We start from the raw sequence: 19,368 nt of genomic DNA on the forward strand, positions 1-19,368 counted from the left end.
GGGCCGGTATCGCGGTGCTACCCGTCGCGATCCGTGGAGTCAGGAGGCCGATGCGCACGGTCGTAGGCATCCTGCGACGCCGACACGTCGCCGACATGCGCGAGCGCCCATTCCTGGAGCGCGCGCAGCGGCCCGCGCAGGGTCCGGCCCGCCTCGGTGAGCGCGTACTCGACGCGGATCGGGACCTCGGGGTGGACGGTGCGGCGCACGAGCCCGTCCCGTTCGAGCCCGCGGAGGGTCTGGGTGAGCATCTTCTGCGAGATGCCCTCGATGCGCCGGAGCAACTCCGAGAAGCGGGCCTCGCCGTCCCAGAGGGCGATCACTATGAGAACCGTCCAACGGTCACCGATGCGGTCCAGGATGTGGCGGGCCGGGCAGTCTGCGCGGTAGTCGGTGCCGTGGAGCACCGGCCTGTCCGAGGTGGTTACCACAAGGTGCCTTCTTCCCATCGGAGAGCTTCACTCATACCGTAATCAAAAGGCGTCATCCGACGCCACCCGTCATCGGAGAAAGGCATCCCGTGTCTCGTATCACCGTCATCGGCGGCACCGGCTATGCCGGTTCGGCCATCGTCTCGGAGGCCGCTGCCCGCGGTCACCGAATCACCTCACTGAGCCGCTCACTTCCCGAAGCACCAATTCCGGACGTCACATATATTCAAGGTGACGCCACCAATGAGGCCACGCTTTCGGCGGCCATTGACGGCGCGGACGTCGTCGTGGCCGCACTCGCCCCACGCGGCCCGCTGGCCGCTGCTTTCCGCGACGTCTGCCGCACCATCATGCGGCTGGCCGACGCCGCGGGCGTGCCCCTGTTCGTCGTCGGCGGCCACTCGTCGCTGCGTCCCGCCCCCGGGGCGGACCGCTTCGTCACCGACCTCGGCCACATCCCCGCGGAGCTCCACGACGAGATCCGCGCCGGGGCGGCGCTCATCATCGAGGACCTCCCGGCCACGCCCCCGACCCTCGACTGGGTCTTCGTGAGCCCGGCACTCAGGTTCGGCGCGCATATGCCCGGCGAGCGACTCGGCCGTTACCGGCTCGGCGACGACGTCGCGGTCCAGCCCGACGACGGCGGCAGGATCTCCGCCGCCGACTACGCCCTCGGGTTCGTCGACCTGATCGAGAAGGGCGACCACCACAGGGCACAGGTCAACCTCGGCCACTAGGCCGAGACCGGAAAAGGAATTCCCCATCATGGACGACGAAAAGACGCTCTACCGGGGATTCGGCCCCGTCCTCGGACTGCCGATCCATAACGGCCGGCTGGATCTCTCGGGCCTTCCGCCGGACCTCGACGCGCAGGAATTGTTCCCGCCCGTCCTCGAAAGGGCACAAGAACCGCTGACCGGGATCACCACGGACGGGCACGTCGTCCCCGAGCTGTTCGCCCTCCAGGACACCGGCTGGAATCCCGAGCCAGCGAGCAAGGCAGCGACCGCCTTCCTCGACTGCCTCACCCCCGCACAGCGCGAAGACGTCCTCTTCGCCGTCGATGCGGACGAATGGCGGATGTGGACCAACGCCTATCCGACCTGGGATCCGCACGGCCTGCGCCTGGAGGACCTCGGGCCCGCGCATCGCGAGCGCGCGCTCGCGATGCTGGAGGCGTCCTTATCCGCCACCGGCTATGCCGACGCCCGGACGGCGATGAAGCTCAACGCCGCGCTCGGCGAGCTGATCGGCCAGTACCGCGACTCCCTCACCGAGTACGGCTACTTCGTCGCCGTGTTCGGCACACCGTCGGCGACGGAGCCGTGGGGATGGCAACTGTGGGGCCACCACCTCGACGTTCACTGCTTCATCATCGGCCGGCAGATGGTCCTCACCCCGGCCTTCATCGGCGCCGAGCCCACCGAGGCCGACCGCGGTGCCCACAAGGGCCTGCGCCTGTTCGACGAGCAGCGGACGGCCGGACTCGACCTGCTGCGCGGCCTGCGCCCTGACCAGGCACGCCGGGCCGTCCTCCACCCATCGATCCGGTTGCAGGACCTGCCCGCCGAACTCGCGGACCCGGTCAACGGCAGGCACCTGGGCGGCCCCGCCCAGGACAACCGCGTCATCCCCTACGCCGGGCTACCGGCCGAGGGGCTCTCCCCCAGGCAACGGAACTCGCTGCTCCACCTGGTGAAGACCTACGTGCAACGGCTCCCGGACGGCCCCGCCGCCGCGTTCATGGAAGGCATCGAGCGCCATCTCGACGACACGCACATCGCCTGGATCGGCGGCAGCGGTGACGACGACGCCTTCTACTACCGCGTCCACAGCCCCGTCGTCCTGATCGAATACGACTGCCACGAAGGCGTCTTCCTCGACAACGACCAGCCCGAGCCGTTCCACGTCCACACGATCGTGCGCACCCCCAACGGCGGCGACTACGGACGCGACCTGCTGCGCCGCCACCTCGCCCGCCACCATCCACAGCAGGGCGTCAGGCGCTGACGCACCTGGAGACGGGGTCGTCGGGCACGTCGAGGTAGGCGTACTGACGATCGCGGGTGACGGCGAGGCCGAACCGTCCGGTGCCCGGCCGCCCCTTCTCCTCCCACCATCGGTGAGCGGCCTCGATCTCCGTCCACAGTGAACGCGGCCCCTTCTGACGCACCCGGTGGACGGGGCCGCCGGTGACGTCGACGCAGGCCCAGGACGTACCGGCGGACGCCCAGAACGCGAAGTCGTCACCGTCGGCATCCGCGAACCGCACGGTCACGTCCGGCAGCCGGAGGCCCACGGCGAACCTGGCGTCGTAGTCGTCCCAGGCGACCGCGTCCGGATGCAGGGTCGTGGACGACTCGGACGCACCCGCCAGATCCACCGGCGGCCCCGGCCGCGGTACCCGCTGAGCACGCAGCCACATGAACGCGACCGTGTTGTCGACGAACGGACCATATGCCGCTCCATGCGCATCGACCGTCAACCGAACCAGGGCGCCGTTGTCATAGGCGTTGCCCCACGGGGCCAGGATGATGCCCCCGGGCCGCGTCTGGGCGACCCAAGAGTAGGGGACGGTCTGCGCGGATGCCGTAGCGATCACCCGGTCATATGGCGCGCCCCGTGCATGACCTTCCGCGCCATCGCCGGTGACCACCAGAGGCGAGAGCCCCGCCTCCGCGAGCGCCTTGCGGGCACGCTCGGCCAGCCCGCCGTCCACCTCGACCGAGACGACATTCCGCTCCCCGGCCACACGCGCGAGCAGCGCCGCGTTCCAGCCGGTACCGGTGCCGATCTCCAGCACCCGCATACCGGCCTCCAACTGAAGATGGCCGAGCATCCTGGCGACGATGGACGGCTTGGAGATCGAACTGGTGACCCGCCGCCCCGTCCCATCATCCGACGCGGCACCGTCGTCCACCTGCGTGACGATCGCCTCGTCGCCATACACGGCCGCCAGCCACCCCGCCGGATCCTCAGCACGGGAGGACGCGCGCAGCACGCCATCATCGCCGTCGTCCCACACGACGTCAGGAACGAACAGATGCCGAGGAGTGCTCAGAAACGCCTCACGCCACCCATCAGCCAGCTCACCACCCCCCACCAACTCCCCCACAAGCCCCCGATTCAACCCCTCGTACCCGCTCACTTGCCCTTGTTGCCCTTATCCTTGCCCCCCTTGGCGGGGTCTACGAAGGTGCCCTGCTTATCCTTCCCCTTGCTACTGTCGCGCTCATCGCCACCCGTCCCGTGCTTCCCCATCCTTCTCCCTCCATAGCTGTGCCCTTCATTGAAATCAGACGATCAGCCTTGCACCACCGCCTCCGCAGATAGATTCCTCTTCCGACTACCCGCTGGCACATTAATTTTGACGGCAAAGTCCCGCAGACAGGACAAACCCCGGCCACACTTTGTGGCCGGGGTCAGTGCCGTCGTTCCATCAGGGACTGTCGTGGTCGCCGCGCTTGATCGCAGAAACGAAGTCGCGAAAGTCCGCGGCGGAGAGCGCGAGCCGGGGGCCATCCGGGTCTTCGGAGTCTCTCGTACACCGACGCTACGCGCGAGCGCCGCGACGGCGACGCAATCGCTCTGACTGCCGCCTGTCCCGCTATACGAGGACTTGCGCCATACGGGAGTCATTCAAGACCCTCCATCACTGCTTGATCAGCTCCAACGATGCGCGCACGGGTAGGGCCTCATCTCCGATGCGGTCGAACCGTGCTCGGTAAGAGAGTACATCTGTCGCATCCTGGAATAGTCGCCCCTTCACCGGCGGCTTCCACGTACGCGGAATCGACCCCGTCCAAAGTCGTGATTTTGAACGCGCCGTCTCGCCCGACGCGGGCTCCGGCCGTCCCAATGCGAATCTCCCATCCTGGAGGTGACGGCGCCTCACCCCGGAGAAGGCTGAAGTTCTTTCGGGGGTTGCAAACGCGGTTTTCGCGGGTGCGGGAGTTGGCCGCGATGATCGTGGACGAGGGCGGGGCCCCAATCTTGCAGGTGCTCCGCGTGGACAACACAAGTTCGCTGCTCGTCGACGTCGTCTACCGCGAGGGCGACTGGTGACTCGCATGCCCCAGACAACCCGCGTTCGCCCCGGAACCGTCACCGGGGCTCTTCCAGACGGCCCGCACTGCCAAGTGGCACACTCCAGTACGGGCGGCGGGCGTCACCGTTCCTCCGCCATCGGGGGTGGGCAGTGCTTAGCCTGGACGCATGAGCACTCGCAACGTCGGACAGCGGTTGCAAGCCGCACGGAAGCTGCGTGGCCTCACACAAAAGGAACTCGCCACACTCGCCGGTGTGTCCCTCTCCCTCGTCCGCAAGATCGAACAGGGAGAGAAGGAAGGCATGCGGCTTGAGACGTTGCGAAGGTTCGCCGCCGCGCTCCGCGTGCCGACGTCCGACTTGATCGCTCCTCCGACCGGCGATCGCACTGACACCGGCAATGCCGGCCAATGGCAGCCGATTCATAGGGCGCTGCAAGGGTTGCACGGCGATTCACTCGATGAGCCGCCAACCGTCCAAGGCGTGTCCAAGGCGTTCCATGCGCTGATGCCCCTGTTTTCGGGAGACCAGTACTCCAAGCTCTCCGCTGCATTGCCGCCGCTTCTACGCGACGCTGACGAATTGGGGGCCGAGGCGCGGCCGGTGCGGGCGCGGGTTCTCCATCACACGGGCTGGCTGCTCACCCAGACACGCCAGTTCGACATGGCGGAGACAGCGCTCCATCGGGCGCTGAACGATGCGTCGGACGGGTTCGACGTAGCGGCGATCATCAGCACGCTCGCCTGGCTCAAGCTTCGCCAGGGCCACTTGGCGGAAACCCTCGCGCTGACGAGCGCATGGGCGGACGACGTCGAACCCCGCATCTCACGGGCGACCATGGCGGAACTGTCCGCGTGGGGCTGGCTGCTCGTCCGGCTTTCCACTGCCGCCGCCAGAAACGCCCAGCCGGGAGACGCAGAGGACGCCATCAGGCTCGCACGTACGGCGGCGGTCGCCATGGGGGCGGAATACTCCCCGCCCAATGACTTCCTGCGGGCGTTCGGGCCTCTGACGGTCGCCATGAAACGGGCGGAGAACGCCATGGTGGAGGACCGTCCGGACCGCGTGATCGCGATGTCCTCGCAGATCCCGGTATCGGATCTTCGGCCGACCTCGAACAACCGGAACCGGCACCTTCTGGACGTCGCACAGGCTCGCGTCACTCTCCGGCAACATGCGGAAGCGTTCGACGTCCTGCAAGGGATCAGGCTCGACGCTCCAGAATGGATCTCCAACCAGTGCTACGCGGAGGACATTTTCGGACAGATCGTTTCTCGCCGCCGCACGCTTACGCCAGACATGCGGGAATTCGCCAACTTTCTCCATATGACCGTGTAGCGTTGGGTGGCACTTCCAGGTTCGTCAAATCCGAAGTGCCATTGTTGGGCCGAACCGCATTCCCTACCGTCTTCGGCATGGGACTTCACCGCATGCGGCCTACCAGGGACCGCCCACTCAACCGGCGCCCTCCCGTTCCCTTGGACGGACCGTGCGAGGCCGCCGTCCGTTCCCCACTGGCGGCGATCATCGAACCGGTCAATCCCGAACGCCTAAGGACGTTTCGGGGGTTGCAAGCGCGGTTCTCGCGGGTGCGGGAGTTGGCCGCGGTGATCGTGGACGAGGGCGGGACCCCTATGTTGCAGGTGGTCCGCGTGGACAACACGCATTCGCTGCTCGTCGAGGTCGCCTACCGCGAAGGCGACTGGTGGCTCGCATGCCCAGGAAAACCCGCGTTCGCCCGGGCGTCCGACCTGGATGCGGCGGCCCGGATCATCTGGCGGGCGATGTGCTCATGAGTGACATTGTGGCGCGGCCTGCGCGGCTGGCGCAGATCGCCGCCGCGGCCTTCGAAGAAGTCATGGCGTCCCAGAACCGACCCAAAGCGATGATCCGGCGCATCACCGACGCGGCCCGCGAAGAAGCGGAGGCAACGCTCGACGAAACTCCAGCGGCACCGGCGGATGAGGCGTTCGATGTGGCGTTCAACGAGGTCTCCCTGTGCGTCCGCCGCCTGCTGGACGACACCGGCCACCACCCCAAGACGGTGAGCGAGATCCGGGACGCCGCCCACAAGCTCGCCCACCAGGTGAACGCCAACGGTGCCGCGGAGAGCTCCGCGTTTGTGGCCGCTGCCCGCGAACTCCTCCAGGCGGACGGGTAACCCCAGATCGTCCGCGTGGCAGGCCCGCCCCCGCCCGCCACGCGGACCGAGAGCCCCGGAACCGTCACCGGGGCTCTCCCAGACGGCCCGCACGTTGCAGTGCGGGCGGCGGGCCCCGGGGACGCGACCGGGGTGGACTCCCCCCAGAACCCGCACCACACCATGATCACCATGGGACGGTGGTGCCGTCCCAGGAGAAGAACGCGCCGGTCGGGCCGTCGTCCGGGAGGAGGGCCAGCCGTACCGCTCCCTGGGCGGCCTCCGCCGGGTCCCCGCCCGCCGCTGCCGCCCGGGGGTCGAGGTCGGTGGCCCGCAGGCCGGGGGCGAGCGCGTTGACCTTGAAACCCTCGTCGGCCAGCGTCTGGGCGTAGAGGACGGTGAGGGCGTTGAGGGCGGCCTTGGACGAGCGGTACGCCGCCGCGCCGCCGCTGCCGGTGGCGAACTGGGGGTCGGGCTCGTGCTCCACGTCAGTGATCCCGTCCCGCTGGACACGTTGACGATGCGGGGGTGCGGAGAACGGCGCAGGGCGGGCAGGAAGGCGTTCGTGACCGCGAGGACGCCGATCACGTTGGTCTCGTAGGTGCGCCGGAGCTCGTCCGCGCCGGTCTCGGTCGGCGGGGCGGGCGAGAGCGAACGGCCCGCGTTGTTGACCAGGACGTTCAGCCTGCCGATGTGCCCGGCGGCCGCGGCGATGCCGTCGGGGTCCGTGACGTCGAGGACCAGGAGACGCGCGGCGTCGCCGATCTCCTCGACGGCGCGGCGCCCGCGTCCGGCGTCGCGGGAACCCACGTACACGGCGAAACCCTCCGCCGCGAGCAGGCGGGCCACCTGCTTGCCGATGCCCTTGTTGGCTCCGGTGACGAGTGCTGTGCGATCGTTCATGCAAGCCACGGCTCCCTGGCCGTGCCCGCCCCTGCCAGGGACGACCTGTACCAGGCACGGGAGGAAGATCATGGCGCGGCAGGAACTGGCCCGATTCCTCCGGGAGCGGCGGGCGGCCCTGCGCCCGGACGATCTCGGCCTGGCCTCGTCCTCCCCGCGCCGCACCCCCGGGCTGCGCCGGGAGGAGGTGGCGGAGCTGGCGCACATGTCCGTCGACTACTACGTGCGCCTTGAGCAGGCCCGCGGGCCTCGTCCGTCGGCCCGCGTCCTGGACGCGCTGGCCCGGGCCTTCCGCCTGACGCCGGCCGAACGCAGCCATCTGTTCCACCTGGCCGGGACGGGTGCGCCGCCGCCCGCCACCGTCCGGCGCGTCCGGCCGCACGTGGCCCGGATGCTGGAGCGGCTGCCGGAGACCGGCGCGATCGTCACCGACCCGTACTACGGTGTCGTCGCCTGGAACCCGCTGGCCCGGGCGCTGCTGGGCGGCGACCTCGGGCGAAGGACGGTGAACCTGGCGCGGCGCCGTTTCCTCGGCGAGGGACGCGCCCACGAGAGTTCCAGCGCCGAGGAGTTCGGGTGCGTCGTGGTGCACGGCTGCGCCGGTCCGCGGACCGCTACCCACGCGACGCGCGGCTCGCCGCATTGCTGGCCGACCTGCGCACCGGCAGCGAGGAGTTCCGCCGGCTGTGGGAGACCCGCCCGGTCCACGCCCCCGGCCACCGGACCAAGGTCCTCGACCACCCGGCGGGCAGGCTCCGGCTGAACTGCGACATCCTCCTCGTCCCCGAGGACGACCAGGAGGTCGTCCTGATCACGGCCGACCCCGGATCCCCCTCGGCCCGCACCCTCCGCCGGCTGTCCGCATCTACGGACAGGGCGGCCGATACGGGAGATGGGGGAGGTACCGGTCCCACTGCGCGCGGGTGATCGTCGGCCGTGCGTGGTCGCAGGCTCGGGTGAGCGTGCGGTGGAGATCGGTGTCGATGAACTGGGACGTGCCGTCCCAGCTGCCGGTGATCACTGTGCGGCCGTCGGGAGTGAAGGCCGCCGAGGTGACGGCGTTGGTGTGTCCGGAGAAGACGGCCAGCTCGACGGGGCGTGCCGGGTCGGTGATGTCGAACAGCCGGGTGGTGCGATCGTCACCCGCGGTCGTCAGGGTATGGCCGTCGGGGCTGAAGGCCACGTGGTACACACCGTCGGTGTGGCTGGTCAACGTGGCGAGCCGTGCGGGGAGCCGCGGGGGGTCGAGGCGCCACAGCCGCGTGGTGTGGTCGTCGCCGCCGGTGGCCAGCAATCGCCCGTCCGGGCTGAAGGCGACCGATTCGACGGCGTCCGTGTGGTCCGTGAGGACGGCCGACTCGACGGGGTGGGCCGGGTCGTTGATCTTCCACACCCGGACGGTGTCGTCGTTGCCGCCGGTCGCCAGCATCCGGCCGTCGGGACTGAAGGCGACGGTGTAGACGCCGTCGGCGTGACTGGTCAGTGTGGCCAGGTGAGTGGGGTGCCGTTGCGGGTCGATGCGCCACAGCCGCGTGGTGTGATCGCCGCTGCCGGTGGCCAGCAATCGCCCGTCCGGGCTGAAGGCGACCGAGTCGACGGTCTCGGTGTGGCCGGGCAGGGTGACGACGTGGGCGGGATGACGGCGGTCGGTGATGTCCCAGAGCCTGGCGGTGCGGTCCCAGTTGCCGCTCCCGAGGGTCCTCCAGCTCCCGGCGGCGAGGGTCCGGCCGTCCGGGCTCAGCGCCAGGAACACCCCGTCGGTGTGGGTGGGGAGCCGTGCCAGCTCGACGGGACGCCGGTGATCGGTGAGGTCGAACAGGCGGATGGTGCGGTCCCCGCTGCCGGTGGCGAGGGTGCGTCCGTCCAGGCTGAGCGCGATCGAGGTGATCTCTTTGGCGTGGCGGATGCGCGGCGGGGTGAGTGCGCTGAGAAGACTGTTGCGGGTCTGGACGGTGGGTGCCATGCGGTAGGCGGCGAGCCCGAGCTGGACCGCCAGGGGACGGTCGCTGTTCTGCGACGCCAGAACATCGGCGGCCACGTTCTGGGCGAGGGCGGCGTTGCGCTGGCGGGTGATGGTGTGCTGCGCCCGGACGGCGGAGACGGTCGTCACCGTGGTCGTGACCGACAGCGCCGTGAGCACCAGCACCAGGTGGCGTAATCGCAGGGCCCGGCGGCGCGTCACGGCCGCCTCCTCGGCCTGGGCGGCGATGCTGGCGGTGAGGAACGCGCGCTCTTCCGAGGTCAGGTGGGGCTCGTGGGTGCCGGCCCAGTCCTCGGCCAAGGCCAGACGCGCGCCGCGGTACAGCGCCCCGGGGTCACGTCCCAGGCCGTGCCAGGTCTTGGCGGCATCGGTGAGCTGCTGATGGATTCGCAGCCCGTCCCGGTCTTCCTGCACCCACCGCTGTAGCCGGGGCCACGCGTCGATCAGCGACTCGTGACCCAGCTGGACGCTGTCGTCGTCGACGGTGACCAGCCGGGCCGCGGCCAGCCGTCCCACCACCACCTCGGTCTCGGCGCTGTGACCGTTGCCGTCCAGATCCGCGCGGGGCAGCGGGCGGTGGGTGGCGCGACGGCCGTCGCCGACGGCGATCAGCCTGAGGAGGATCCTGCGTGCGATGTCCTGGTGCGGGGCCGGCAGCGCGGCGTAGAAGTGGTCGGCGGTGCGGGCGATGGCGCCGTCGATGCCGCCGGCCGCCTGGTAGGCGTGCAGGGTCATCGCCTTGCCGCGCCGCCGCCGCCAGGTCTCCCGCAGCGCGTGCGACACCAGCGGCAGCACCCCGGGCTGCCCCGCGGCCTCGGCGATCACGGTGGCCACCAGCGCGGGCTCGACCGTCACACGCCGCAGCGCGGCCGGTTTGACGATGACGTCGCGCAGGTCGGCCGCGGTCATCGGCGTGACCAGCACCGTCGCCTCCCGCAGCGCCTCGGCGAGGACGCGGTGCTCGGCGCACCGGGCGAAGAAGTCCGCCCGGATCCCCAGGAGCACCCGCACCCGGCTGCCCGGCCGCCGCGCCGACACCAGCAGGTCGATGAACCGCTTTCGCGCGTCCGGGGCGGCGCACTGGGTGAAGACCTCTTCGAACTGGTCGACCACGACCAGCAGATCGCCGTCGGCCTGCCCGTCGCCCAGGTGCGGGGTCCTCTCCAGCGTCTGGGCCGCCTCGGTGATATCCGGCTCGGGCGCATCCGCCGACGGCGTTGCCCGCCTTCCCGACGCTTGCAGGACGGCGTGGGTGAACGACCGCATCGGATCGGCTCCGGGAGTCAGCATCACTGCCCGCACCCGTCCGGCCAGTCCCGGCAAGCCATGGCCGACGGCACGCGCGGCCACGCCGGCGTGCAGGAGTGAAGACTTCCCGCTGCCTGAAGAACCCAGCACCGCCACCAGCCGGTCCGCGGCCAGTTGGCGCAACAGATCGTCCACCAGGCGCTCCCTGCCGAAGAACCACCCGGCATCCGCCTGCTGGTAGGCGGCGAGCCCCAGGTATGGGGACGTGACGTCGCCGGCCCCTTCCTCCTCTTCCTGCATGGTGACCGCGGCCGCGGCCAGTCGCCAGCGCTGTTCCCACTCGGTCCGGTCGCCTCCGCACGCCTGCGCGAAGGCCAACGTCACCGCCTGGCTGGGCAGCTGCTCGCCCCGTGCCGCCGCTGCCAGCGCCGCGGCCGAGAAGCCCGCCCGGCGGGCCAGCTCCCGATAGCCCGGCCGGCCGGCGGCCGCGCGCAGGTTCCGCAACGTCTGGGCGAACTCCTCCACCGGCCCCGCCGACGGATCGAGTGGACTCTCTCTACGACCCATCACACGAGTGCACCTCCACCGGTTCGACCGGAGCAACCAGTTCGGAAAACCTGACCGGACAAGGACAGTAAATACCCCTTCTCCGCCTGTTCGGATGGCGAAAGAAGATCACTCTTTACCTTCACGCAGGGGAATTCGGCAACCCGCCAGAGGGCGTCCGCATGCGGCCACCATTCCAACTCCGTCCAATTGAGAATCCCACTTTGACCAACCGTCCAGATCACTCACTTGTCAGGCGGAGCGCCGGCGTCCGGCACCCGGTTGTCCACCGAAAGGCAGGGGTTGATGCACAATCTCGCGGCACCAAGGCTCAAGGAGCGCACGGCCGGGGTGGATCTTTCAGCCGTGCACGGGGAGTCGGCTCGATGATCACAGCGCCCGGAGCGCTTCTGTCATCGCGCCGTCAATCACACGCAAGTGAAAGCCGGTGCTTTCACGATCCGGGGGTACTTTCGAATGCGGCGTCCAGGGGCGGTCCTCACCGCAACGGCTGTTCTCGTCGGCGTTGCGACGGCGGGCTGCCGTCCTCGGGACCCCGACTCTGCTGTGCCCGCTCCGCACCGTGAACTCACGGACGCCGAGGAACTGCGCATTTCCGATGCCGAACAATGGCTGGTCCGCCGCTGTATGAACCGGCAGGGTTTCCCCTACTGGGAGTGGCACCCCCTGACTCTCGAAGAGAGCCGCACGATGGGTTACGTCCAGGACGACGTCACCTGGGCACGCGAGTACGGCTACGGCAGCCGTATCGACGCCAAGGCCACGTGGGCGAGGACGCACGATCCGAACGGCGGCTACCGCCGCTCGATCTCGGGCGAGCGCGGCCGAGCGTACGACCAGGCTCTGGACGGGGGTCCGGACACCCCCGTCCTGACGGCCAGGATCCCCGGCGGCGGGACGATCCGCCGCCGTGCGGGCGGCTGCGCGGGCGAAGCCCAGAGGCTGCTCTACGGCGACCTCACGACCTGGTTCCGCGTGGACAAGATCGCGAGCAACCTTCGTGTGATCTACGTGCCGCGGATGATGGCCGACCAGCGCTTCCGGGCGGCTTTGCGGCTCTGGTCCGCCTGCATGCACCGGGCGGGCCACCCCTACGCGGATCCCGGCCGGGCCCGCGAAGCGGCCCAGAGGCAGACCCGGGAACGGACCGGCAGGGCCTTCGAGAGGGCCTTCAAGGCCGAGACGGAGATCGCGGTGGCGGACGCGAAGTGCGCGCTCAGCACTTCGCTCAAGTCCGTCGGCCGGGAGCGGGAGACCTACTACCTCGGGAAGCTGACCGGCGAGTACGGCGAGGACCTCGACACCTACCGCCGTCTGCGCTGGACGGCGCTGGCACGCGCGCAAGGGCTCGTGGGTCCCCGCCCCGGCTAGACCGGCCCCCGCCGCGTCGACGGTCACGACCCCGCCCATCCGCTTCCACGGCGACCGGCCGTGGATCACCACGCCTCTGTCGAGGCAAACAACCAGGAGGAACAATGCGAAAATGGTGTAGGGCGGTCGCCGCGCTCGTCGTGGCCGTCGCCGCGTCGGCGGTCCCGGCCGTGACGGCCCGGGCGGACGGCGCACGCCCGCCGGTACAGGGCTGCAACCGGGCGTGGCCGGGGCGCAACGGCAACATGTACGCCTGGGCCGACCTCGACTGCCAGGGCACCCTCCTCGGGAAGACCGCGGGCAACGACACGAACTGGGCCGACGGGGCGGGCCCATTCCAGAGCAGTGACAACGACCGCGCCTCCTCGGTGATGAACGCCGGTACCCTCGGCGGCCGCGATGTCGTCGCGTTCTATCTCAACGTCGGCCTCGATTTCCTGGACGGCTACGCCTGTCTCTCCCCGAACGAGATGTTCGCCGACGACCTCAGGGACAACTACTTCCTGAGCGTCCCGTCCACCAGGAAGACCCTCAACGACAACATCTCCTCCCACTACTGGGTGACGAAGTCCGACTGCGCCGCCGGTAGCTGGATCACCTGACGAGCGGCATGACCGGGGCCCCGCCGATGGAGGATCGGCGGGGCCCCACCCTGAGATCCGGTGGGGGCCGGCGGATGATCCCGCCGGAACGGTCAGTGTGCTACCTGGGCGTTTTGGATGACGTGGCGGATGTTGGCGGGGTCTGCCAGGGCGCTGATGTCGGCCAGGGGGTCGCCGTCCAGGACGATCAGGTCCGCCCGCGCGCCGTCCTGGAGGGTGCCCAGCTCGCCGGTCCTGCCCAGCAGCTCGGCGGCCGTGGTCGTCGCCGAGCGGATCACGTCGATGGGTTCCTGGACCTTGGCGCGGAGCCGGAACTCCTCGTTCTGGTAGCGGTGGGCGGGGCCCAGCAGGTCGGTGCCGAAGACCAGGGCGACGCCGGCCCGGTGGGCGCGGTCGAGGGCGTCCATTCCGGCTTCCAGCACTCCGGCGACCTTGCGGCGGCTCGCCTCCGGCAGGCCGTAGGCGTCGCCGTCACGTTCCATCGCCCAGTAGGTCGCGAGGGTCGGCACGAGGTACGCGCCGCGTTCGCGGAGGAGGTCCACGCTGCGGTCGTCGATGTAGTTGCCGTGTTCGATGCTGCGGACGCCCGCCTCCAGCGCCCGGTTCACCGCCCGCGCGGTGTAGGCGTGCGCGGCGACGTACCGGTTGGCGGCCTCGGCCTCCTCGACGATCGCGCGGAGCTCCTCCATCGAGTACTGGGTGGAGTCGATGCGGTCGGTGGGCGAGGCGATGCCGCCCGCGGCGTTGACCTTGATGTGGTCGGCGCCCTTGCGCAGCTCGTCCCGGGCGGCGGCGCGGACGGCGTCCACCCCGTCCGCGACACGGTCGCCGCCCAGGCAGCAGCGCAGGTCGGCGGGGGTGTCGTCACCGCGGGCGCGCATGTCGCCGTGGCCGCCGGTCTGGCTGAGCCCGTGGCCGCAGAACGCGAGCCTCGGCCCCCGGATCAGGCCCTCGGCCTGCGCGTCGGCCAGGCCGAAGTCGGCGCCGGACACGTCCCGGACGGTGGTGAACCCGCGCTCCAGCATGCCCGCCATGATCCGCGCGGCGTGCGCGGTGACGTAGGACGGGGGCCAGAAGCCCAGCTCACCGAGGTCGGCGGTGGCGGCGGTGACGTGGACGTGCGCGTCGATCAGGCCGGGCAGGACCACCGCGCCGTCCAGGTCCAGGACGTCCGCGTCGGCGGGGACGGGCCGTCCCAGACCGGCGATCCGGCCGTCCAGGCACAGCAGGTCGCCCTGCCGGTACTCGCCCGACTCCACGTCGAGCAGCCGGGCGTCGCGCAGCAGCAGTCCGGGCACGGTCCAACCGTACAGACGATCACGATCGTCGTGGTAGGGCGTCAGAGGTGGTGGCGGAGGACGAGGTCGGCGGGGAAGGGGTCCAGGTAGGTCTGCTGGGCCAGGTACGCGAGGTGCTCTCCCTCGGCGTGGTGGCGCAGCAGCGCGACGGGGACGCTCAGCGGCGCCTCGCCCTGCCGGTAGGACTCGATGGCGGCGACGATGTCCTGCCGCCGCGCGTCGTTGAGGTGCTCGCTGAGCGGGCCGAGGACGTGCAGGAGCGCGTTGGCGTGGCGGCCCCGCCCCGGGCGGACGGCCATGGCCTGGTCGAACGCGTCGCGGTAGTCGTCCTCCAGCGCGTCGCGGTCGCGGGTGCCGGCCTGCGCGACGATCCGTCCCATCTCCCGGTAGGCGGACGGTGCGTGCGCGAGGAGCTGGAGCTTGTGGCGGCTGTGGAAGGCGACGAGGTCGCGGGGGCGCCAGTCCCCGGCGAACAGCTCGCGGAGGCGGGCGCGGGCGTAGACGCGCTCGATGAAGTGCTCGCGCAGGACGGGGTCGCGGAGACGGCCGTCCTCCTCCGCGGGCAGGTGCGGGAACGCGTCGGTGACCAGGGTGGCGAACACGCCGCGGCCCCGGCGGTCGACCGGCTGGCCGTCGGTGCGCTCGCCGGGCCCCCCGGACGCGTAGCGGGGCAGGCGCAGCAGGCCGCAGCTGGGCGAACGCGACTTGAACACGTACCCGTCGACGTCGGCGATGTCGCGGAGGCGGTCGTCGGCCAGCCGGGTCATCGCGCGGGTGTGGTCGGCGCCGTCCTTGGTGACGATGTGCTGGTCGGTGAGCAGGCGCAGGGTGGGACGCGGGGCGCCGAGGCCGATCTCCATCTCGGGGCAGACGGGCACCCAGTCGACGTGGTGCGCGAGGGGGCCGGTGAGGAACCGGTCGCGGCTGTGGCCGCCGTTGTAGCGGACGGGTGCGCCGAGCAGGCAGCTGGACACCGCGAGGCGGGGGCGCGGATGGCCGCCGGGGGCCGGTCCGGGCGGCGGCAGCGGCGTCACAGCAGCTCCTGCATGCGGCGCAGCCCGCGGGCGGTGCGCGCCTTGACGGTGCCGAGCGGGACGGCGAGGCGGTCGGCGATCTCCCGCTGGGTCAGCTGCCCGAAGTGCGCGAGGACGATCGCCTGCCGCTGCGGGGCGGGCAGCACCGCCAGCGCCTTGCGGACGTCGTGCGCGACGTCCAGCGCAGGCGCCGCGTCGGGCACGGCCGCGGCGTCCTCCAGCGGCACCGCGCGGCGGTGGTGGCGCGCCTCGGCGCGCAGCTGGTCGATGGCGCGCTTGCGGACGATCGCGATCACCCACGGCTCCAGGCCCCGCGCGGGGTCGAAGCGCCGCCGCGACCGCCACACCTCCAGGAACACGAGCTGGACGACGTCGTCCACGGCGTGGCCGGGCACCAGCCGGCCCGCGTGGTGGCGGACGAGGGGCGCGAGCGTGCGGTAGCACTCGGCCAGGGCCGCCTCGTCGCCGCGTGCGAGCCGCTGTCCCAGGGTCTGTGCAGGGGTCATGTGCAGCGTCGTCTCCAGAAGAATCGATTCAAAACTTGTTCATAGTCAAAATTCTGGGCGTGCGCAACCAGGACGACACAAAGGAAGGGGAGATCAGCGGTGGCCTAGGAGTGCGACGGCAAGGAGATCAGTTCGGCGACGGCCTCGGGGATGGTGCCCACCAGGGCGGCCGAGGCGGGCAGCCGGCCGCGCGCCCAGCCGGGCCCGCCGACCACCAGCCGGTACGGCGGACGGGACGGCGGAAGCCCGTCCAGCCAGGTGGGCTCGCCGGTCTCGGCGGTCTGCGACCAGATGAACACCCCGCCCGGACCGGCCCGCCTGATCGCGGCGGCCAGCGCGGTGGGCGGCACGCGCGCCCCCAGAATCCGCGTCGGGACGCCGGCTTCGGCCAGGGCGGCGGCCAGCGCGTAGACGGGCAGGCTGTGCTGCTCCTCCGGCGCGCACGCCAGCAACACGGGACGGCCGTCCGCCGCGCCCGAGGGGGTGGTCAGCTCCGCCAGGCAGCCGAGGAGGACCGTGGACAGCAGATGCTCGACCTCCACGCACTCCCCGGTCGCCCTGTGCTTGCGCCCGATGCCCGCCAGGACGGGGACGATCAGCCCGTCCCACGCCGCCGCGACCCCGTCCCGGCGCAGCGCGTCCCGGACGGTCCCGGCCATCGCGGGCTGGTCCAGCGCCATCGCCGCCCGGGCCAGGCCGCGCACCGCGGCCGCGCGCGGCGGGGCGGCGGTCCCGGCCAGGGGGACGCGGCGGCCGCCGGCGCCGTGCGCCCGGGGCGCGGGCTCGCCGGGCGGCTCGTCCAGCGCGACCCGGGCGGCCTCGCCGGGCGGGACCCCGGCGAGGATCTGCCGCTGCATGACCGCCAGCCGCGCCAGGTCGGACGGCGTGTAGCGCCGGTGACCACCGGGGCTGCGCCCGCTCGGGCCGATCCCGTACCGGCGGTCCCAGGTGCGCAGGGTGGAGGCGGCCACGCCGAGGCGCTGCGCCACCGCGCCCACGCCCAGCCCGGCCTCCCGGCCTCCCGGCCTCTCCATGCGCTCGACTCCCCGCGTCGTCCCGGATCGCAAAGCGTACGATCTACCAGGTCTTCGCCAGAACTCCGCGCACCGGTTTCATGGCCTATCCGGGGGCGGTCCTCCGCCGCGAGTGCCGGCGGTCGGTCCCGGTCGCGCGGCCGGCCCCGTCGGCGCCCCGCTCGGTGATGTGCAGGCGCGTGTGCAGCCCGGTGATGTGCAGCACGCGCATGACCTGCGGCTGCGGGTGGTGCAGGCGGAGCTGGTGGCCGCGATCGCTCATCAGCTGATGGGCCCACACGAGGACGGACAGGCCGCTGGAATCGGCGAAGCCGAGCTGCGACAGGTCCAGCAGCAGCCGCTGCGGGGCATGCGCCTCGACCGCCGCCCGGATGTGGAACCGGAGATCGTCGGCGGTGGCCACGTCGAGCTCGCCGCTGAGGCGCAGCACCGTCGTGGACCCGTCCTGCTGGACGTCGACGGCCAGCATGAGCACGCTGTCGGCGGAGACGTCCCGGCCGACGACGAGCGGGCCCGCCCGTCTAGGCGACGTGCCGGGTTGGGCAGGTGTGTTGTCGATCGAAGTCACAGAGCCTCCATGGGCTACGAGGAATCTCCGCGACCGGACGGGGGCAGGGGCCGGGCCGAGACAAAGCAAGCGAGCGGTCCTATCAGGTCGGACACGCAGACGATGGATGAGATCGGGTCAGGGGTCGTCGGACGGGTGGGGGGACCTTGCCGGACGGGTGAGGGAAGCTAAGAGACGCCCTTTTCCAGGATCTCGGCGGCCAGGTCGGCGACGCGGCGGCGGTTGTCACGCGCCTGCTTGCGCAGCCGGTTGAAGGCGGAAACGGCGTCCACCCTGTGGGTGGCCATCAGGTAGCCGATCGCCCGCTCGATGATCACGCGGTAGTCCAGCGCGTACTGCAGCTGGGTCGCGGTGACGCTGTGCTCCTGCGAGGACACCGCGGCGGCCATCAGCTCGCTGATCAGCCCCGCGTAGGCGCGCAGGGCCGAGATGTCGGAGTCGTCCCACCCGTACGGCTGCGACCTGTAGACGTTCAAGGTGCCGACCGGGCTGCCCCCCAGCAGTATCGGCACCCCGGCCACCGCCCGCACGCGCTCGTCCAGCACCTCGACGAGCTGGGGCCAGCGGGCGTCGGAACGCACGTCCTTGGTGGAGACGGGGTGGCCGACGACGTAGGTGTCCCAGCACGGGCCCTCTTCGGCCTGGATCTGGGCCTGCTCCAATGACCGCCCGACCTCGTCGGAGGCCGCCACGTAGTGGAGCTGTTCCTCCTCGTCGATGAGCATGATGCCGGCGCCGTCGTAGCCGAACAGCTCGTCCACCGAACTGACCACCCGCTGGAGCGCGCGCACGACGTCGGTCTCGTACGGCGTCTTGCGCAGGAACTCAAGGCTGGTGTGCAGGGCTTCGGTGTCGATATGCATCATGATCTATGTCCTTGGATGGCGGACCGGCGGTCGGAGGGCTGGGCGAGCACTACGGCCATCCGTGGTCGTCCGACGCGGAATGCGCGGCGAGACGGACCAGCAGATCGGCTGCCGTGTCGGCGAGGTGCTCACCGACCGCGATCTGGTCCCGCGTCCAGGTGCACGGGGTCACCCGGTAGAAGTTCAAGGCCCCGATGACCCCTCCGTCGAGGTGGACCGGCACCGACAGCACCGCCCTCACCGGCGCCGCCCGGCGCGCCAGACGCGCGTAGCCGGGCCCGTCCCGGCGCTCCAGGTCCCCCACGGCGACGGGGTGGTCGGCGGCCACGGACTCTTGCGCGGGCCCGACCTGCTCGGCCTGCTGCGCGTACTCCAGCTCCAGGCCCTCCGCCGTTGACCCGCCCACGGCACGCAGTTCACTTGTCTCGGCGGCCAGCATCAGGGCCACGCCGTCCGTCCTGGAGATGAGCGCCATTGAGCGCAGCGCAGCGGCCAGCCGCCCGGCGACCGCGGACCACCGCTGGCGGACGTCCGTCCCCCGCCCGGCGCCCTTGGAGCCGTCCCGCGGTTCCTGCCGATGGTCATAATGATCACCGATGTCGCGCTCGTTCGCCACGATGGTCCCTTCGGGCAGGCTGAAAGCACTGATCCGCGGACACAGGGCGGAACTTCGTCCCCTACCCTACCCGCCCCGCACGCGCCCACACCACCAAGCCACTCCGCCCACGACCTGCGCCCGAGCTAACCCCCACCAGCACCGGGCAAGCCGGCG

Annotated in this window: 18 protein-coding genes and 4 pseudogenes; 8 read left to right on the plus strand and 14 right to left on the minus strand. The window is 71.0% G+C overall.

Annotated elements, in window-relative coordinates:
• Positions 1-17 precede the first annotated feature (17 nt).
• Positions 18-431, minus strand: coding sequence for a winged helix-turn-helix transcriptional regulator (locus tag AGRA3207_RS16285; protein WP_231335483.1), 414 nt, complete (start codon positions 429-431; stop codon positions 18-20).
• A gap of 89 nt (positions 432-520) precedes the next feature.
• On the opposite strand from AGRA3207_RS16285, the gene AGRA3207_RS16290 reads away from it, so the two are divergent.
• Together AGRA3207_RS16290 and AGRA3207_RS16295 are read left to right on the plus strand one after the other, a co-directional pair.
• Positions 521-1,168 (plus strand): NAD(P)-dependent oxidoreductase, encoded by a 648-nt coding sequence (locus AGRA3207_RS16290; RefSeq protein ID WP_231335484.1) that lies wholly within the window; start codon positions 521-523, stop codon positions 1,166-1,168.
• 28 nt (positions 1,169-1,196) lie between these two features.
• The gene (locus AGRA3207_RS16295) at positions 1,197-2,441 is read left to right on the plus strand and encodes a DUF3500 domain-containing protein (protein ID WP_231335485.1); all 1,245 of its coding nucleotides are present in this window, start codon (positions 1,197-1,199) and stop codon (positions 2,439-2,441) included.
• Here the strand turns inward: AGRA3207_RS16295 and AGRA3207_RS16300 are convergent.
• The 3 genes and pseudogenes from AGRA3207_RS16300 to AGRA3207_RS40095 all read right to left on the minus strand — a co-directional run.
• Complete coding sequence (locus AGRA3207_RS16300; protein WP_231335486.1) at positions 2,431-3,456, minus strand: methyltransferase domain-containing protein; 1,026 nt, start codon at positions 3,454-3,456, stop codon at positions 2,431-2,433. The two genes, AGRA3207_RS16295 and AGRA3207_RS16300, sit on opposite strands and share 11 nt — an antisense overlap.
• 414 nt (positions 3,457-3,870) lie before the next feature.
• Positions 3,871-3,930: pseudogene (locus tag AGRA3207_RS40090) on the minus strand (hypothetical protein); the annotation flags it as partial.
• A 77-nt stretch (positions 3,931-4,007) separates the two neighbouring features.
• A pseudogene (locus tag AGRA3207_RS40095) lies at positions 4,008-4,070 on the minus strand (DUF397 domain-containing protein); the annotation flags it as partial.
• Between the two features lie 576 nt (positions 4,071-4,646).
• Here AGRA3207_RS40095 and AGRA3207_RS16310 point away from each other — a divergent pair.
• The 3 genes from AGRA3207_RS16310 (at position 4,647) to AGRA3207_RS16320 (ending at position 6,639) form a co-directional block, all read left to right on the plus strand.
• Complete coding sequence (locus tag AGRA3207_RS16310; RefSeq protein ID WP_231335487.1) at positions 4,647-5,816, plus strand: helix-turn-helix domain-containing protein; 1,170 nt, start codon at positions 4,647-4,649, stop codon at positions 5,814-5,816.
• 230 nt (positions 5,817-6,046) lie between these two features.
• Entirely contained in the window at positions 6,047-6,274 is a 228-nt protein-coding gene (locus tag AGRA3207_RS16315; protein ID WP_231335488.1) for a hypothetical protein, read from the plus strand.
• Complete coding sequence (locus AGRA3207_RS16320; RefSeq protein WP_231335489.1) at positions 6,265-6,639, plus strand: hypothetical protein; 375 nt, start codon at positions 6,265-6,267, stop codon at positions 6,637-6,639. Before AGRA3207_RS16315 ends, AGRA3207_RS16320 begins: the two co-directional genes overlap by 10 nt.
• Positions 6,640-6,805: 166 nt before the next feature.
• Here AGRA3207_RS16320 and AGRA3207_RS40100 read toward each other — a convergent pair whose 3' ends face one another.
• Together AGRA3207_RS40100 and AGRA3207_RS40105 are read right to left on the minus strand one after the other, a co-directional pair.
• Positions 6,806-7,105 carry an SDR family NAD(P)-dependent oxidoreductase gene (locus AGRA3207_RS40100; RefSeq protein ID WP_338028310.1) on the minus strand — a complete coding sequence of 100 codons (300 nt, stop codon included), beginning with the start codon at positions 7,103-7,105 and terminating at the stop codon, positions 6,806-6,808.
• Between the two features lie 53 nt (positions 7,106-7,158).
• Positions 7,159-7,593 (minus strand): annotated as a pseudogene (locus tag AGRA3207_RS40105) (SDR family NAD(P)-dependent oxidoreductase); the annotation flags it as partial.
• Here AGRA3207_RS40105 and AGRA3207_RS16330 point away from each other — a divergent pair.
• Positions 7,592-8,448 (plus strand): annotated as a pseudogene (locus AGRA3207_RS16330) (helix-turn-helix transcriptional regulator). The pseudogenes AGRA3207_RS40105 and AGRA3207_RS16330 sit on opposite strands and share 2 nt — an antisense overlap.
• On the opposite strand, the gene AGRA3207_RS16335 reads toward AGRA3207_RS16330, so the two are convergent.
• Entirely contained in the window at positions 8,387-11,317 is a 2,931-nt protein-coding gene (locus tag AGRA3207_RS16335) for a WD40 repeat domain-containing protein (RefSeq protein ID WP_231335490.1), read from the minus strand. The pseudogene AGRA3207_RS16330 and the gene AGRA3207_RS16335 overlap by 62 nt on opposite strands.
• 690 nt (positions 11,318-12,007) lie before the next feature.
• On the opposite strand from AGRA3207_RS16335, the gene AGRA3207_RS16340 reads away from it, so the two are divergent.
• Together AGRA3207_RS16340 and AGRA3207_RS16345 are read left to right on the plus strand one after the other, a co-directional pair.
• A complete protein-coding gene (locus AGRA3207_RS16340) occupies positions 12,008-12,688 on the plus strand; it encodes a hypothetical protein (RefSeq protein ID WP_231335491.1) in 681 nt (226 codons plus the stop codon).
• 104 nt (positions 12,689-12,792) lie between these two features.
• Complete coding sequence (locus AGRA3207_RS16345; RefSeq protein ID WP_231335492.1) at positions 12,793-13,290, plus strand: hypothetical protein; 498 nt, start codon at positions 12,793-12,795, stop codon at positions 13,288-13,290.
• A gap of 92 nt (positions 13,291-13,382) precedes the next feature.
• Here AGRA3207_RS16345 and AGRA3207_RS16350 read toward each other — a convergent pair whose 3' ends face one another.
• The 7 genes from AGRA3207_RS16350 to AGRA3207_RS16380 all read right to left on the minus strand — a co-directional run bounded on the left by AGRA3207_RS16350 (position 13,383) and on the right by AGRA3207_RS16380 (position 19,212).
• Positions 13,383-14,588 carry a metal-dependent hydrolase family protein gene (locus AGRA3207_RS16350; protein ID WP_231335493.1) on the minus strand — a complete coding sequence of 402 codons (1,206 nt, stop codon included), beginning with the start codon at positions 14,586-14,588 and terminating at the stop codon, positions 13,383-13,385.
• A 41-nt stretch (positions 14,589-14,629) separates the two neighbouring features.
• A complete protein-coding gene (locus AGRA3207_RS16355; RefSeq protein ID WP_231335494.1) occupies positions 14,630-15,622 on the minus strand; it encodes a YbgA family protein in 993 nt (330 codons plus the stop codon).
• A complete protein-coding gene (locus tag AGRA3207_RS16360; RefSeq protein ID WP_231335495.1) occupies positions 15,619-16,128 on the minus strand; it encodes an RNA polymerase sigma factor in 510 nt (169 codons plus the stop codon). Before AGRA3207_RS16360 ends, AGRA3207_RS16355 begins: the two co-directional genes overlap by 4 nt.
• A gap of 104 nt (positions 16,129-16,232) precedes the next feature.
• Positions 16,233-17,162: a MerR family transcriptional regulator gene (locus AGRA3207_RS16365; protein WP_231335496.1), complete on the minus strand. Its 930-nt coding sequence runs from the start codon at positions 17,160-17,162 to the stop codon at positions 16,233-16,235.
• Between the two features lie 85 nt (positions 17,163-17,247).
• On the minus strand, positions 17,248-17,730 hold the full coding sequence (locus tag AGRA3207_RS16370) for an STAS domain-containing protein (RefSeq protein WP_231335497.1): 483 nt from the start codon (positions 17,728-17,730) through the stop codon (positions 17,248-17,250).
• A 167-nt stretch (positions 17,731-17,897) separates the two neighbouring features.
• Positions 17,898-18,596 (minus strand): GAF and ANTAR domain-containing protein, encoded by a 699-nt coding sequence (locus AGRA3207_RS16375; protein WP_231335498.1) that lies wholly within the window; start codon positions 18,594-18,596, stop codon positions 17,898-17,900.
• A 49-nt stretch (positions 18,597-18,645) separates the two neighbouring features.
• Entirely contained in the window at positions 18,646-19,212 is a 567-nt protein-coding gene (locus AGRA3207_RS16380) for a GAF domain-containing protein (RefSeq protein WP_231335499.1), read from the minus strand.
• Between the last annotated feature and the right edge of the window lie 156 nt (positions 19,213-19,368).

This window comes from Actinomadura graeca (assembly GCF_019175365.1).
In the GTDB taxonomy this organism is placed as follows: domain Bacteria; phylum Actinomycetota; class Actinomycetes; order Streptosporangiales; family Streptosporangiaceae; genus Spirillospora; species Spirillospora graeca.